The organism is Limnohabitans sp. DM1 (assembly GCF_001269385.1).
Taxonomy (GTDB): domain Bacteria; phylum Pseudomonadota; class Gammaproteobacteria; order Burkholderiales; family Burkholderiaceae_C; genus Limnohabitans_A.
Genome location: NZ_CXOO01000069.1, coordinates 1 through 13,946 on the forward strand (window position 1 = coordinate 1; position 13,946 = coordinate 13,946).

Here is a 13,946-nt window from a genome sequence, read left to right on the forward strand (position 1 = left end):
TGCTGTCTGGCCAGATGCCATTTGCCGCCGTCTCGCGTCTTGTCGGGGAGTCGCCGCACAAGGTTCTGGCCGTGTGCGAAAAGTATGTTGAGATGGCCTGTGGCTTGGCAGATCACTCGGATGTCACGGCACTGGCGATTGATGAGACTTCGCGTGCCAGGGGACACAGCTACGTCACACTGGCCGCTGATGCCGTTGCCAGGCGCGTGTTGTTTGTAACCGAAGGGCGCGATGCTAAAACCATCAAGGAACTGGCGTCCTACCTGGAAGACCATGGCTGCCCGTGCGAAAACATCATCCAGACCAGCATCGACATGTCGCCCGCCTTCATCTCGGGGGTTACCCAGCATTTGCCCAACGCCCGGATCACGTTTGACAAGTTTCACATCATCGGTCACGCAAGCACTGCAGTGGACAAGATGCGCCGGATCGAGCAGAAGACCGACAAGTCTCTCAAGGGCATGCGCTGGACTTTGCTCAAAGACACAGCCAAGCTCAAACCGGAGGCGGCAGCTGAACTGGATGCGTTGATGGCCAAGATGACCGTCAAACGCACGGCCAGGGCGTGGTCCTACAAAGAGCAGTTGCGTGAGATCCTTGATCGAAAGCAGATCAACGTTGTGCGAACCATGCTGGATCACTGGTGCACATGCGTGATGCGCTCCAAGGTCGAACCGATGAAGGACGTTGCCAAGATGATCCGCGCTCATATGGAAGGCATCGTGGCCTGGGCGCAGACACGCCAGACCAACGGATTCCTCGAAGCCATCAACGGTTTGTTCCAGGCATCCAAGCGTCGTGCGCGTGGGTTTACGCGAATCACAACGATCAAGACTGTCATCTTCTTGATCGCCGGGAGACTCGACTTCCACGCTATCAATCCTCATGCTGGGCAACCCACTTGAAATTCATCAGAGCCATATTTTTTAATGACATTCGAGAATTCAGATTGAATGCAATCAATGGTCTGCGCGGGAGGCGCCTGATCCAAGTTCGATCAAAGGTACATCGCTCCAACTCACACCATGGCGGTCAAATAGCGCCTCAATTTCTTCGATGAATGTTTCGCAGATAACACCTGGCTTATAGCTGTAACTATCTAAGTCATATTTGTCGCTTAACGATTTGCACAACTCAGTCCCGACGATTTCGGGCGCAACCCAATAGTTCAACACCAAACTATTTTTCCAGTCCTCCGGATTTAATTGCGCCAAGACCTTGGCCAAGACTCCAACATCACTAATTCCTTCAGCCTGCCAGACCTCTCGATTGCAGAGGTTCATCAAACCACATACACCACACCGATAGATGATGTCCACCTGGATTTGTCCCGCATTGGTGAGGTCTTGGCCTTGCAAGTTGACGCTGGAGCCGGTCATGAAAACTTGGCCTTCAATTGCATGTGTTGCCCTTGGAGGTGCCTTATCTGAACAAGCGGTGCAACCAGCTGCCCTGGGCTTTTTGAGGCGCTGCTTCTTTAACGGCCACTGGCTGGGGTGGTGTGGGTTTTGCAAATTCGTCCACCGCGTATTCAGGCTCCCCCCACCGCTCGGGGTTGTTGGGGTTTTGAACAAAAGACTCGTCCACGCGAATGCGGTACTCGCTCAGGTCTGCTTCCACAAAAGGCTGCTCGTACAACGTTTCCCAAAGCCACAACATGAAGTTGTTGGCATGAATGTCGAATTCATCCATCGGGATATCCTCCCACCCCGGCATATCGTGGCGGCTGGCTGGCAATCGGTTCAGTGTGATTAGGCGGCGCAGGCCTTCTTTTTCTCTTTTAGGTGAGAAGGGCCTGGTGACTGATCGCTCATCAATAAGGGGTTTGAGCCATTTTTTAATGGCATAAACCGCGTCCTCTTTCTTTTTAAAGTCAAGCGCAAACAATTCATCGTAATAGCCATAGTGCTCAGCGGTATCTATATCAAACATGCCAAGCAAATGGCACCGTGCTTCATCGGGGGTCAGTTCAATCATGGTTGTCTCATTTTCTAGGGTCGGGCACTGTAAAGCCACCGTTCTGCAAGTTGGGGTAGGCCGTGTAGGCCTTGCCTGTCTTTTGATCGATTCTGACCGTGGCGGTGTTGGTCCAGCGGTGTTCGCCGGGGGTTAAACCCGCTTTGATGTTGTTTTGGTTGTTCCCAATGTACCCATTGCCCACAGGGCGGGGGAAGGGAATCCCAATGCCTTTTTCAGGATCGTACGCCGCCGGATTCGCCGCGTAATCCGCCTCTGCCTTTTGAATCGCAAGATCCATATCCGCTGAGTTAAAGAACTTTGAGGCATCGGGCTTGCTCCTGGTGGCTTGGCCCGTGATGGGGTCTATGCCGTTCATGGCCCTTTGGTACTGCTGCTCATTGGTGGTGTAGGGGCCGTGTTTGGTGTCGTAATGCGGATTGTGGGTGCCCGCCGCTTGGTCTGCAGTCTTCTTGGTCGCAAGGTTTGTGCTGGCCGTATTGTTTTCAGGGGATTGGATGTTCAACGGATCTTGCGCGTTATCGGCATTTGCGTTGTTATCCACCTTGGCCTTAGCAATGGCCCCTTCGTCCACCGAAGCTACACCAGGCTTGGTGCCCTTTGCTATCCTGCCTAAATTTCCGCCACTGCCCGATGGCATGGCCAGTGCACCCCCGATTTCGTTGCCACTGGTGGCGGCGGTGAGTGCTTGGTACGCATTCTGGTATTGCGGATTGCCCGCTTGCTGGTACAGCAGCGCTAACGTGTCTTTGCCCAGATTGGCAACTTGGCGCATGCTGTTATCAGCTTCGTTGATCTGCAATTGCAGGATGGCCCTTTGTGTCGGGTCTGTGGTTTTGCTCAACTGCGTCTCAAGACTGCTCTTGTATTGCGCCAGACCGTTCATGTCTGCAGACAACTGCTCCATGATCTTCAGGCTGGTGCTTTCGCCGCCTTGCAGCACCTTGTCTTCGACGCGGGCATTGGCCGATTGGCTGACCTTGTCCCAAGTGCTGGTGACATTCTTTCTACAAGCATCGTCTTTGCACGCCGCCAACTGTTGTTGCTTGCTTTGCAGTTGTGCGTGTGTCAGGTAGTTATTCGCCGTCGCATTGAACGCCGTAGCACCTCCAGTCACGCTGCCTCCGCTGGCCGCTGCACCCACTGCCGTTCCGGCTGCCAGCACTAAAGCTTGCTTGAGCTCTGTGGGCAGATTGGTTTCTTTGAGGGCTTGACCCACTTGGTCGATCACCGCTTGGCTGGTGCCCGCACCCACAGCGCCTTGCACGCCTCCCGTTAAACCGCCCACAACGGCATGCATGGCAATTCGGCTTGAGCCGCCTTCTTTCCACGCGTCTATGCCCGCTTGATCGCCTGAGGCCAGGGCATTGTCATATTGTTTTTGCGCATAGTCCCCCACCGCCTTGCTCGCCTGCTTACCAAACTCACTGGTGATCGCCACTTGTGCGGCCACTTCGTTTTGCGTCTTTTCTTTGTCAAATATCGGCGCAATGCTGGTGCTCTTGTCTCCGGTTCTGGCTGCCGCGTTACCCGCCACGCCGCTGATGCCCGCAGTGGTCGTGCTTTGGGCTGAGCCCTTGTCGCTGCCCAAGCCCACACCGCTCATGCCCGCACTGGCGCTCTTGCCGGGCAGGGTGCCTGCGCCTATGCCCACACTCACGCTGTTGGCGCTGTAGTTGGCACTGTTTTGCAAGTCTGTTGTGGTGGTGCCTTGCTTGGCTTCGTAGCTGTTTTTGTTGTTGTCGATGGCCGCTTGCGTGCTCGTGATTTGCCCGCCCGTGAGGGTGGTCTTGCCTTGCACGTTGACTTGGAAGCCGCCGTCGCCTGCGCGGATGGCTGACTGCTCGCCCACGCTCAGGTAGTCGCTGTTGATGCTGCTCTTGGCCAGGTTCACGCTGCCACTGACACCTGCGCCCGCCATGATGGAGCCGCCTGCGCTTTTGCTGCTTTCTTTGTATTGGCTCTTGTCTTGCAGGCTTTGGATGGTGAGGTTGCCGCCCACTTGGGCTGTCACTTGGTCTGCTTTGACCACTGCGCCTTTGAGCGTGGTGTCACCGCCCGACTCGATGTTCACCGTATTGCCCGCCACCTGGCTGTTGGTGTACGTGGTGCTGTTGCCCGCGCCTTGGCCTGTGGCTTGGCTGGCACTGGCCGTAAAGCCCATGCCGCCACCGCCTGCGCCCAGCTGCATGGCTAAGCCAATGCTGCCGCTCTTGCTTTGGTTGCTGCTGCTCTCGCTGGTGGTGTTTTGCGCGGCCAGCAAGTTCACTTGGTCGTCGGCTTTGAGGGTCGTTGCCTTGCCCGCCTGGACGTTGCTGCCTTGCACGGTGATGTCGCTGTCTTTGCCTGTGTCATTGGGCGCACCTGCGGTGCGGGTGGCTTGGATGCTGACGTTGCCGCCTGCGTTGATGCTGGAGCCCTTGGCGCTGTCGGCGCTGCTTTGTTGTTTGGACTGGCTGCTGGATGCGCCCAGGCTCAGGCTGATGCCGATGCCGCCTGCTTTATCTGCAGCGTTGCCTTCGACCATCTTGCCGTCTGCATTCTTCACCATGCCATTGGCATCGCCTTGACCTGCTTGAACAGCATCCGCGCCTTGCTTGAGGTTGAACCCCGCATTGGCTGCCGCCAGGGCTTGCATGCGGCCGCTGCTGGTGTTGCCTGCCGCTTGCAGTTGGTTGTTGGCCGTTTGCAGGGCACTGATCACAGGGCTGGTGATGGCCACCGTCAGGCCGCTTTGCTTGAACTTTTGTTCGGTGCTTTGGCTGCCGGTTTCGCGGGCTTCTTGGATGTCCACTGTCTTCGCAGTGATGTCGATGTTGCCGCTACCGGAGGGGCTGTTCAGTCCGGGCGTGATCACATCACTGCCTGTTTGCGTGTAGGTCTTGCCTGCAGTGATGCTCACGTTACCGCCCGTGCTGCCCACGGTGCTGCCTGCTGCCGTGGTGCTTTGGCCTTGGCTGTCCACGCTTTGCATTTGCTTGCCAAGGGTCACGCTCAGGCCACCTCCGCTCAAGAGACCGGACTTGGTGGTTTGGCTGAAACTGCTTTGGTTTTGCGTGTTTTGCGCCGCTTCAATTTTGACGTTGCCGCCCGCCTTGAGAATCACGTCCTGGTCGGCCAGCACGTTGGAGCCTTTGACGTTCAGGTCTTGGCCTGCGCTGATGTTGACGCTTTGGCCTTCAAAGCTGGAGCCCACAGCGGTGGTGCTGGCGCTGCTCTCTCGCGTGGTGGCGGTGCTGCTGGACAAGAAACCACTGCGGGTCACTTGGCTAGCCTTGTCCAGGCTTTGGCTGGCCTCAGCTGCGGTGATGTTGAGGTTGTTGCCCGCTGTGACTTTGAGCTCTTGCCCTGCGCTGACTTGCGCGGCCTTGGCGTTCAGGTCTTGCCCGGCGCTCAAGGTCAGCTTGCCCGCTGCGTTGACCTGACTGCCCACGTCTTGGCTATTGCTTTGGCGCACGTAGTTGTTGGCGTCCCACACAATGCTCTGGCTCGCGCCGGTGGTGGTAGCGCTCAGGTTGAGGTTGTTGCCTGCGCTCAGTTTGGTGTCGCCGGTGCCTGCGTTGCTGAGGGCTGCAGCCTTCAGGTTGAGGTCTCGCCCAGCGCTGGCCACCAATGTGCCTACGCCGCCACTGACGTACAAACCGGCCACGCGGTCGATGCCTGTGCGGTTGAAGTTGGCTGAGCCCACTTGTGTTGCTGTGCTTTGCGTTGTGGTTTGAATGTTCAGGTCTCGCCCGGCGCTCGCACTGAGGCTGCTGACGGCCGAGATGCTGCCACCAATGTTGTTCAGGTCTTGCCTTGCGGCCACGCTCACATCGTTGCCGCCCACACGACCGCCCAGGTTGTTGACGTTTTCTGCTGTCAAGCTCACCACGCTGCGCCCTGCGATGGTACCGCTGTTGGTCAAGTCGCCGGTCAGTTTGAGGTTGACATCTTTGCCTGCAAGCAATGCGCCACTGCCATCCAGGTCACCGGCTTGGACCTTGACGTACAACTGGGGGACAAGAACGTTTTGGCGGGTGCCGTCTGGCAGCGTGACGGTTTTCTCTACCAGCCACACGATGTCGCTGGTGAGCTGGGCCGCTTGCTGGGCCGTCAAAGCAATGCCGGGGCGCAAGTTGTAGGCCTGGGCAAATGTGATGGCACTGTCCATCAGCGCTTTGTATTCCTGTTCGTCGCTGGTGTAGTCGGCCAGAAAGCGGCGACCTGTCAATTGGGCCACTTGTTCGCGGATGAGTTTTTGTTCATAAAAGCCGTCGCCCAGGCGCTTTTGTGCGGTGGCACACTCAAAATGCCTAAGAGAATTACCAGTGCGGGATGCCCTTCGCATGCGCCTGGCTCCTGAGCAATCAGCGCCACCGCTATGGGCATTTTCAGCCACCACCATCAAGCAGCCTCGGGCTTTGTTAAAAATCACGCGATAGGTTTGAGCGTTCATGTAGTCTTCTTTCCAAGAATGCGTTGCAGCCAGCTCGTCTTGGGCTCTACGCGCACAGGGTGTGTACTCGGCCCATCGGGGCGCAACAAGTCGCCTGGGTAATGCTCGTCCCCTAAGCAAAGACTGTCATCCAGGCCAAAGGCTTTGACCGCTGCCGCAGCCTCGATGCACCAGCGCCCAAAGTAGCTACCCATTTCCAGCGGGTGCTTGTCTGGATCGCCCCAGATGTACCAAAACGGTTGCACCGCGGGCGCTTTACGGCTCCTGGGGGCTGTGCGCTTGAGTTCGGAATACCAGTGATCGACAAATGCCGCCAACAGCGCGGCTTGCTGGTCTTTAGGGGCATCCAAAGCCTTCAACAAACGGGCATACGGTTTGGCGTGCAGCAGCGCAGATCCGATGCGACGCGCAGGGCTACGGCTGGCAATCACGCGGTCTAGCAACACATCTTCACCTTCGCCACCCACCAAGGCCAAAAGGCGCTGCCACTGGTCTTCTGAAATCCCCAGACACAGACCCAAGCCCACCAGCCAGAAACACCAGTTGTAATGGTTCAGGTTAGATAGGCTGAAGTCCCAGTCACGACACGTCTGCAAGTGATGTTCTTTGCAGACTTGATCGCTCAAGCGGTTGGACAACTCCCAGGCGGCGAGTAGGCCCCCAAAGTGCTGAGCCAGCTCGCGGATAGGGGCGCCGGAAGAGTAGAGGAACAGAATTAATCGACCATGATATGTACTTAGATTAAATTGAAACTGTGGTTCATAGTCTGGATTAGGCGAAGATGTTTGGGCCAAATCACAGTGCTCCTGCACAGTTTCTCTAAACTTCCTCACTCTACCAATCCAATACTCATGACCTCCCATTGGTGCGCGGATCATGGTTTTGCACCCGTCAGATTCAAATTCGGAAGAATAATTTTCGATTGATCTATCGGTTTAGGTTTCCCTAGCGCATCCAACACCTGCACGGCAGTTGAACCATCCGGGCGAACTGTCACTACCCAGCTTTCCACCCTTCCCGTCCGTAACGCTTTATCTACATCGATGGCGTTGTCAGCTCCGACCGCATCCTCAATCCGACCAGAACCGCCAATCCAACTCGTACTGCCTTGCTTTCCATCATTGGTGTTCTTCAATACCTGTGCCCCCGTCTTGTTGTCCTGACCTACAAACTTGTACTCAATGTTCACATAGTCCACATCGGGGCGGTTGACCTTATACAACTCATCAATGCCATTGCTGCCCTGGCCTTGCATGCGGGCAATCTGCTGCCCGTCGGGCACGATTTGCTTGACCGTGTTCGGACCAAACAAGTTTTCACCGATGACCCGCTTTTGTTCATTGGTCAGCTTGCTCATGTCCAGTAACGCATTGCCTGTCTTGTCAACCACACCACCAGAGTTCACCAAGGCCCGCTCAGCTGTCGCCGTTAATGTGGCTGCCACTTTGGCCTGCACAGCCGCATCGGTCACCAACTTATATGCAGTCGAGCCTGCCGGAATTGCCGCAGCCGCCCCGTTGAAGAAGCGCTCAACCGTGCTCAGGTCCTGACCCGACAGGCTCTTGCCGCTGATGGCCTGGTACAGCGCAATCGGCGTGCCATAAACCGGCAGCAGCGCCGCTACCGTCTCGCCCAGTTGCAACGCCTGCTCGGTAGTTAGCTTGCTGTTTTGGCTGATGGCCGCAAGATTGCCTGCCACTTCCAGCTTGGCCATTTGCTGGTCGATACGTTTGAAGTCTTGTTCAGTGCAGTTGGCACCACACTGGTTCATCAGGCGGGCGTTTTCTTGACTAATGGTCTTGCGCACATTGGCAAACGGGCTGTGGCTGACGTAGTTGTAGGCCGTCTGCGGCAGTGCCGTGCTTACACCCGCTGCGCCGCCTGCCGTCGCCCCCACCGCAACGCTGACCACTTGCGTTGCCACTTGTCGCACACCTTCGGGCAAGTTGAGTTTGGCAATTTCCTCGCCTAAAGTTGGGATGACCGTGGAATTGACGGCTGCACCGGTTGCGCCTGCTGCTCCTCCTGTCAACCCACCCAATGCGGTGTACAGCGTTGTCCGATAGACACCGCCTTCGTCCCACTTCTTGGCTTCTTCTTCGTTGCCTTGACGGCGCAACTCAATCGCTTTGTCATCGGCCGTTTTGGCGGCAAGTGGAATGGCCTGCTTACCAAACTCACTGGTGATCGCCACTTGTGCATTGACTTCGGCTTTGACCTGATCTTTGTTGAAGATCGGGGCAATGCTGGTGCTCTTGTCGCCTGTGCGTGCTGCCGTGTTACCCGCCACGCCACTGATGCCCGCCGTGGTCGTTGAGCTGGCGTTGCCACTGTCAGTGCCAAATCCTGCGCTACTGAGTTTGGAGCCTTGACCCGGCAAACTGCCTGTTCCCACGCCCACGCCCACGCTGTTGGCGCTGAAGCTGGCACTGTTGCTCAGGTCGGTGGTGGTGGTGCCTTCCTTGGCTTCGTAGCTGTTTTTATTTTGATCCACTGCCGCTTGCGTGCTGGTGATCTGTGCGCCCGTCAGGGTGGTGTTGCCTTGCACGTTGACTTGGAAGCCGCCGTCGCCTGCGCGAATCGCTGACTGCTCGCCCACGCTCAGGTAGTCGCTGTTGATGCTGCTCTTGGCCAGGTTGATGCTGCCGCTGTAGCCCGCGCCCACCATGACCGAGCCGCCTGCGCTCTTGCTGCTTTCTTTGTATTGGCTCTTGTCTTGCAAGCTTTCTATGTTGAGGTTGCCGCCACTACCGAAGGGGTTGTTTCCTACCTTGGCCATGACTTGATCGCCTCGGACCACTGCGCCTTTGAGGTTGGTGTCGCCGCCACTTTGGATGTTGACGGTGTTGCCCGCCACCTGGCTGTTGGTGTACGTGGTGCTGTTGCCCGCGCCTTGGCCTGTGGCTTTGCTGGCACTGGCCGTGAAGCCCATGCCGCCACCGCCTGCGCCCAGCTGCATGGCCACACCAATGCTGCCGCTCTTGCTTTGGTTGCTGTTGCTCTCGCTGGTGGTGTTCTGCGCTGCCAGCAGGTTCACTTGGTCATCGGCTTTGAGGGTGACGGTTTTAGCGGCTTGGACGTTACTGCCTTGCACGGTGATGTCGCTGTCTTTGCCCGTGTCATTGGGCGCACCTGCTGTGCGGGTGGCTTGGATGCTGACGTTGCCGCCTGCGTTGATGCTGGAGCCCCGGGCGCTGTCGGCGCTGCTTTGTTGTTGGGACTGGCTGCTGGATGCGCCTAGGCTCAGGCTGATGCCGATGCCGCCTGCTTTATCTGCAGCGTTGCCTTCGACCATCTTGCCGTCTGCGTTTTTCACCATGCCATTGGCATCGCCTTGGCCTGCTTGAACAGCATCCGCGCCTTGCTTGAGGTTGAACCCCGCATTGGCTGCCGCCAGGGCTTGCATGCGGCCGCTGCTGGTGTTGCCTGCCGCTTGCAGTTGGTTGTTGGCCGTTTGCAGGGCACTGATCACAGGGCTGGTGATGGCCACCGTCAGGCCGCTTTGCTTGAACTTTTGTTCGGTGCTTTGGCTGCCGGTTTCTCTGGCTTCTTTGATGTCCACTGTCTTCGCAGTGATGTCGATGTTGCCGCTACCGGAGGGGCTGTTCAGTCCTGGCGTGAGGATGTCGGAGCCCGTTTGCGTGTAGGTCTTGCCTGCGGTGATGCTCACGTTGCCGCCGGTGGAGCCGATGGTGCTGCCTGCGGCGGTGGTGCTTTGGCCTTGGCTGTCCACGCTTTGCATTTGCTTGCCAAGGGTCACGCTCAGGCCGCCTCCGCTCAAGAGACCGGACTTGGTGGTTTGGCTGAAACTGCCTTGGTTTTGCGTGTTTTGCGCTGCTTCAATGTTCACGTTACCGCCTGCACTCAGGTTCACGTTTTGGTCGGCCAGCACGTTGGAGCCTTTGACGTTGAGGTCTTGGCCTGCGCTGATGTTGACGCTTTGGCCTTCAAAGCTGGAGCCCACAGCGGTGGTGCTGGCGCTGCTGTTGCGGCTGGTGGTGCTGCTGCTGCTGAACAAGCCGCTGCTGTTGGTTCGCGTCGATTGTGCGGTGCTCAGGCTTTGTTCGCCTGCGCTGATGTTCACGTTGCGCCCGGCGTCCACCAGCAAGCCCACTTGAGCTTGTACGTTGGCCGCCCGGGCGTTCACGTCTTGCCCAGCCTTCAGGTTCAGCTCACCCACGGCGCTGATTTGCGTGCCCACCTCCTGGCTTTGGCTGGTGCGCAGGTAGCGGTTGGCGTCGTAGGTGGTGTCCTGGCTGTGCGATTGGGTGAGGGTTTGCAGGTTCACGTCTCGCCCGGCGTTCAGGCTCAGGCTTCCCGCGCTGGCTACGGCCGCTGCTGTCAGTGTCACGTCGCGCCCTGCGCTCAGGCTCAGTTGCCCGGCTTGCCCGCTGCCATCGCCCGTGAGCATGACCTGGCCGATGCCTTGCAGTTGGGTCCGGCTTTCTGCGCGGCTGGCACCTGCGCTGTTGCCGGCCTGCGTTTGCGTGTGGGTGGTGCTGGCCACGCTCAGGTCGCGGCCCGCGCTCAGGCTCAGGCTGCTTTGCGCCCGGATCAGGCCGCCGATGTTTTGCAGGTCTTGTGTGGCGGCCATGTCCACGCTTTGTGCGCTGACGCTGCCGCTGTTGCGGATGTCTTGTGCGCTCACGCTCAGGCGGGTGCGGGCGCTCAGGGTGCCGCTGTTGTTCAGGGCGCTGCCTGCGGCCAGATCGACTTGCCTGCCCGACATGAGGGCGCCGTTGCCGCTGACATCACCTTCTCGCAGCCGGGCATAGACCTGGGGCACGAGCACGGTTTGCTGGCTGCCGTCGGCCAGGGTCACCGTCTGGTTGACCAGCCAGACCATGTCGGCGGTGAGCCTGGACATTTGTTCGGCCGACAAGGCGATGCCGGGGCGCAGGTTCATTTGCTGGGCGTATTGCACGCCCGCGTTCATGAGGGCCTGGTACTGCTGTTCGTCGCTGGTGTAGTCGCCCAAAAAGCGTTGGCCCGTGAGCATCTGCCCAGCCAGGGTGCCTAGCGTGGCAGTGCTGCACCGGCGCTTGCTGCGCCTTGCACCGGAGCATCCACCACCGCCGCCGCTGTGTGCATGTTCACCCACCGCCATCAGGCAGCATCGGGCTTTGTTGAAAACCAAGCGATGGGTTTGGAGGTTCATGGCTCGGCGTTATTTGTTTGGAAAGTCAGCCAAGGTGTAGCCGTGTGCGGCTAGCGTTTTGGCAACAAACTCGGGATCAAATTTCATCAGCAGGTGTGCGCAGTCGGCCACCTTCCAGTGGTGCTTCTGAGGTTCTTTGATGATGGCTTGTAGGTGCGCTTTGAGGGCGGGAATGTATTGGGTCATGCCAAATGACTGAACCATGCTGAAGACTGGCTCAATTGTGAATGGCATTTGGTTTGATAGCTCAATAACTCGGATTGTTGGCTCGAAAATCTCCTCGCGGATGCGCGGTTCGTCAGCTTCATTTCTATCGGCTAACTTAGCCCAATATCCAAGGAATGCCTCCAGTGAAAAACGATAAGTATCGTCATAGCCGCGCAGTCGGTGCTCGTACCAACCACCTTGCATAGATGGTTCGCGCATAACAAAAGTGCGCATGTAATCGAAACCCGCCTTATGGCCCCATTCACAAAGCACCCAGGCCGCTCTAAAGGCCGCATTTTCGTCCTCAGCATCTAACAAAGCCTGTAGCTTCGGAATGCGATCGACCGGAATATCTTGATCATCCAAAGATGTCAGATCTTCCGTGTAATCTACCCCTGGCGGGAGGCCATACAAAAGATCATTCAATTGCTTGTCCATGTCATGTCCCTCCAGTTATTTGATTGGCTGTGCAGGCGCTGTGGGCGTCTTTGGCACATTGGGTGCCGGGACAATGGGCGTCACTGGTCCTGTGGGGTTGGTGTAGTAGGCCGGTGGCACATAGGGAGTGATCAACACTTCACCGTCTCGCTTTGCGAAGTTGAGGAGCTGATTTGCCTTGTCTAAATCGGTTTTATTATCTCGACTCGGATTCGCATCAAACCTCCTCTGCGCAACATCCACCTTAGTTTGCAGCTGATCTACAAGCTGTTGGTTGTTGATGATCTTGATGTCTTGACTTGCTGCACCCGAATTGATGTCTCGCTGCAAATCACGGGCATTGACGGTGATTTGCTGCGAGCCGTATGTCTTGGGGGCACCCAGCGTCGGATCAACAGAGGCAGCATCCGTTGTAGAAATATACGGCGTATTGCCGGGGTTGCTTCCGCTCACATGCGCTGTCGGGCTTCCAGTGCCATTGGGATTGGCCGCAATCAAATTACCATTGTCGTCGATATTCGCCTTCGGGTTGCCTCTTTGGTTGACGGTTGAGGTGAAGTCATTGTCGTTACGAGTAACGGTGCTAGGCACTTGAATCGGCGCATTGTTTTTCACGTACTGCTGTGCATCATCCGTACGTGAATTCAATTCAACCTTTGTTTTATTTACAGTGGCCGCCTGCTCCGCAGAAACCGCAGCGTTATCAATCACCGTGGTCACAGTATCAACAACTTTGACGCCAGCTTTCACCCCTGCCGCCTGCAATGGGTCCAGCGCCATACCAATCGTTTCTCTTTGTGCGCCTGTCAGGTCTTTGGTGAAATAGTTACCACCATTGGTTTGCAGTCGAGCTGTTTCGAGTTGATTGTTTGCGCTTGCAATCTGTGCATCTGCTTCTTTGATCCTTGCACTGATCGCGTCTTTCGTTGCGCTGTCATTGCTCAGGTTTCTCTCAGACAACAGCGCAATCTTGTAATCCTGCAAATCTTGGATATCTTGCTGAACCTTGGTTTGAGCTTGAGTGCATGAAACAGATGCCCCGCCTTGGCATGCATCAATCAATTTATCGTTGTTGGCAAGGCTGGTTTTGATGTCTATCGGTTTTGTGCGGTTCGGCTTACTCAGGTCCACCGTTGTCAAATAGTTATTCGCCGTCGCATTGAACGCCGTAGCACCTCCAGCCACGCTACCGCCGCTGGCTGCTGCACCCACCGCCGTGCCAGCAGCCAGCACCAAGGCTTGTTTAAGTTCTGTGGGCAAGTTGGTTTCTTTGAGTGCTTGACCCACTTGGTCAATCACCGCTTGGCTGGTGCCTGCGCCCACTGCACCCGCTACACCACCTGTCAGGCCACCCACCACCGTGTGTGCTGCCACTCGGTAAGCCCCGCCTTCGTCCCACTTGGCCGCTTCTGCTTGTAAAGCAGCTTTCTGAACGGGGTCAATTTCTGCGTTGGCCTTGTTGCTCAGGTCTTTGAGCTGGTTGCCTGCATAGTCCCCCACCGCCTTGCTCGCTTGCTTGCCAAACTCACTGGTGATCGCCACTTGTGCGGCCACTTCCTTTTGCGTCTTTTCTTTGTCAAATATCGGCGCGATGCTGGTGCTCTTGTCTCCGGTTCTGGCTGCCGCGTTACCCGCCACGCCACTGATGCCCGCCGTGGTCGTGCTTTGGGCTGAGCCCTTGTCACTGCCCACACCCACGCCGCTCATGCCCGCACTGGCGCTCTTGCC

At 57.2% G+C, this 13,946-nt stretch carries 7 protein-coding genes and 1 pseudogene; 1 reads left to right on the forward strand and 7 read right to left on the reverse strand.

Features of this window, described 5'->3' with window-relative positions:
- Window positions 1-905: ISL3 family transposase (locus tag AMM33_RS21015; RefSeq protein WP_194945643.1), on the forward strand; the 905-nt coding region annotated here is incomplete at its 5' end.
- Window positions 906-959: 54 nt separating this feature from the next.
- Here AMM33_RS21015 and AMM33_RS21020 read toward each other — a convergent pair.
- The 7 genes and pseudogenes from AMM33_RS21020 to AMM33_RS22235 all read right to left on the reverse strand — a co-directional run.
- Window positions 960-1,379, reverse strand: coding sequence for a hypothetical protein (locus AMM33_RS21020; protein WP_090143186.1), 420 nt, complete (start codon window positions 1,377-1,379; stop codon window positions 960-962).
- Between the two features lie 43 nt (window positions 1,380-1,422).
- Window positions 1,423-1,977: a hypothetical protein gene (locus AMM33_RS21025; RefSeq protein WP_090143187.1), complete on the reverse strand. Its 555-nt coding sequence runs from the start codon at window positions 1,975-1,977 to the stop codon at window positions 1,423-1,425.
- A 7-nt stretch (window positions 1,978-1,984) separates the two neighbouring features.
- Window positions 1,985-6,415: a hemagglutinin repeat-containing protein gene (locus tag AMM33_RS21030; protein ID WP_090143188.1), complete on the reverse strand. Its 4,431-nt coding sequence runs from the start codon at window positions 6,413-6,415 to the stop codon at window positions 1,985-1,987.
- Window positions 6,412-7,293, reverse strand: a complete 882-nt coding sequence (locus tag AMM33_RS21035) for a PoNe immunity protein domain-containing protein (protein WP_090143189.1) — start codon at window positions 7,291-7,293, stop codon at window positions 6,412-6,414. The genes AMM33_RS21030 and AMM33_RS21035 overlap by 4 nt, the downstream gene beginning before the upstream one ends.
- A complete protein-coding gene (locus tag AMM33_RS21040; RefSeq protein WP_090143190.1) occupies window positions 7,290-11,573 on the reverse strand; it encodes a hemagglutinin repeat-containing protein in 4,284 nt (1,427 codons plus the stop codon). The genes AMM33_RS21035 and AMM33_RS21040 overlap by 4 nt, the downstream gene beginning before the upstream one ends.
- A 9-nt stretch (window positions 11,574-11,582) precedes the next feature.
- On the reverse strand, window positions 11,583-12,218 hold the full coding sequence (locus AMM33_RS21045; protein ID WP_090143191.1) for a hypothetical protein: 636 nt from the start codon (window positions 12,216-12,218) through the stop codon (window positions 11,583-11,585).
- Between the two features lie 15 nt (window positions 12,219-12,233).
- Window positions 12,234-13,946: pseudogene (locus tag AMM33_RS22235) on the reverse strand (hypothetical protein); the annotation flags it as partial.

Bases quoted from the DNA above. Each gene is read 5' to 3' on its own strand.
- AMM33_RS21025 (WP_090143187.1), bottom strand. From the start codon at position 1,977: ATGATTGAACTGACCCCCGATGAAGCACGGTGCCATTTGCTTGGCATG.
- AMM33_RS21030 (WP_090143188.1), bottom strand. From the start codon at position 6,415: ATGAACGCTCAAACCTATCGCGTGATTTTTAACAAAGCCCGAGGCTGC.
- AMM33_RS21040 (WP_090143190.1), bottom strand. From the start codon at position 11,573: ATGAACCTCCAAACCCATCGCTTGGTTTTCAACAAAGCCCGATGCTGC.
- AMM33_RS21045 (WP_090143191.1), bottom strand. From the start codon at position 12,218: ATGGACAAGCAATTGAATGATCTTTTGTATGGCCTCCCGCCAGGGGTA.
- AMM33_RS21035 (WP_090143189.1), bottom strand. From the start codon at position 7,293: ATGATCCGCGCACCAATGGGAGGTCATGAGTATTGGATTGGTAGAGTG.
- AMM33_RS21020 (WP_090143186.1), bottom strand. From the start codon at position 1,379: ATGACCGGCTCCAGCGTCAACTTGCAAGGCCAAGACCTCACCAATGCG.